2 protein-coding genes are annotated in these 1,195 nt (G+C 56.1%); one reads left to right on the top strand and one right to left on the bottom strand.

Features of this window, described 5'->3' with window-relative positions; all coding sequences use genetic code 11:
• Positions 1-6: 6 nt before the first annotated feature.
• Positions 7-612, bottom strand: a complete 606-nt coding sequence (locus HOLDEFILI_RS17995; RefSeq protein WP_039865585.1) for a histidine phosphatase family protein — start codon at positions 610-612, stop codon at positions 7-9.
• Between the two features lie 220 nt (positions 613-832).
• Here HOLDEFILI_RS17995 and HOLDEFILI_RS18000 point away from each other — a divergent pair.
• A partial coding sequence (locus tag HOLDEFILI_RS18000; protein ID WP_006061384.1) for a TVP38/TMEM64 family protein occupies positions 833-1,195 on the top strand: 363 nt, incomplete at its 3' end.

The raw sequence follows: 1,195 nt of genomic DNA on the forward strand, positions 1-1,195 counted from the left end.
AAGAGTTCAGCACAAATAAGACAGATCGCTGAGCCGGCGCACGATCCGCTTGCCCCCGCGCAGCCAAAGTTCTGAAACGCCGCCAGCGGAGCCGGCCAGCTGAATCGAATTCAGCGCTTCCGCTTCCAGGCCCAGCCACAGGGCATGGAGGATGCCCAGCGTATCGCCGTGCGAAACAAGAAGCAGGATTTCCTCCTCCTTTGCCAGCAGCTCTTCCAGCAAGGGCTTGAGCTGGACGTATTGTTCGCGGCGGGTCTGGGCGGACGGGAACAACCGGTCGTCGATCGTGATTTCCGGCTGAAGCAAATTTTCTTTCAGCCAGGCCACGGAATGGCCGACAGCTTCGCCCAGGTTCCGCTCCCGCAGCCGGATTTCTTTTTCCGGCGTGACATTCAGCGCCTGGCCGACGATCTGCGCCGTGTGCCAGGCGCGCCTGAGATCCGAGGAAAGAAGCCGGACCGGCTTGTCCTTCAGTTCTTCTTTCAAATGGAAGGCGATGCGCTGGGCCTGTGCGGCGCCCAGTTCGGTTAAGTCCCAATCCGTCCACGAGCCGACCCTGCCGTTGAGATGGTGCTCGGATTGCGGATGCTGCAGTGTATAGATGATTTTCATACAAGACCTCGCTTTCCCTGTCTTTCGAGATGTCAGGAAATCCATTATAGCCAGACCTGGCGGGAAACGCCAGCAAAGAAGGAGAAATCGCTGATAAAAACGTAATTTTTTGACCTTCATCGCTTCTTCAGCAAGGCTTAAGAATTTCTTTTGAATTTCCAGAAGGGGATCTTCATGTTTAACGGGTAGAATAAAACCAGTAATCAGGAGGACCCTCAAGATGGAACAGAAAACAAAGTGGCAGAAACGTGTGCGTTGGTTCTCAATCGGCGCGGTTATTATCTTTACTCTCGTCATGACGGCGGTGTTGTTCGTTTTATTTCAAAGCGTGGCTTCGGATCCGGCGCAGTTTAAAGTCTGGCTGGAACAGTTCGGCTGGCTGGGCCGGGCCGTGCTGGCGGGCATGATGGCGCTGCAGGTGTTAGTCGCGTTATTGCCGGGAGAAATCATTGAAACCGGCGCGGGCGTCGCTTACGGCCCGATCGAAGGCTTGATCCTGTGCCTGATCGGCGCGGCGGTCGGCACGGCGCTGATCTTCTGGCTCGTGCGCCGCTACGGCTCAAACTTAGTCGAATGCCTGGTG

It is taken from the genome of Holdemania filiformis DSM 12042, from assembly GCF_000157995.1.
Taxonomy (GTDB): Bacteria; Bacillota_I; Bacilli_A; order Erysipelotrichales; family Erysipelotrichaceae; genus Holdemania; species Holdemania filiformis.

Excerpts from the sequence above, each read along its gene's own strand:
- HOLDEFILI_RS17995 (WP_039865585.1), bottom strand. The coding sequence starts at position 612 with ATGAAAATCATCTATACACTGCAGCATCCGCAATCCGAGCACCATCTC.